This window comes from Halorubrum sp. SP3 (assembly GCF_005435195.1).
GTDB lineage: Archaea > Halobacteriota > Halobacteria > Halobacteriales > Haloferacaceae > Halorubrum > Halorubrum sodomense.
Map to the genome: position 1 here is coordinate 1 of NZ_SGTU01000773.1, position 220 is coordinate 220.

Annotated in this window: 1 protein-coding gene; it reads left to right on the forward strand. The window is 56.8% G+C overall.

Annotation, left to right across the window (positions count from 1 at the left end; genetic code table 11):
- Positions 1-220: hypothetical protein (locus EXE42_RS19140; protein WP_158293805.1), on the forward strand; the 220-nt coding region annotated here is incomplete at both ends.

Genomic DNA, 220 nt, shown 5'->3' on the forward strand with positions numbered 1-220 from the left:
GTGTATCCGGATGTCACGACCAACGCGTTGATGACGAATTTCCCGGATTTCTATAATAACTACCAGCAGACGGTCGAAGATTATCTCCCCCGGCTCGACGAAGAAGCGGTCGCCACGGATGTCGTCAAGGTGCTGCTTCTCTATGCGATCACGCGGCAGGGATGCACGGCAGAGGACGTCACGAACGCCTTGATGAACGACGCCGCCGAGAAAGCGTCGC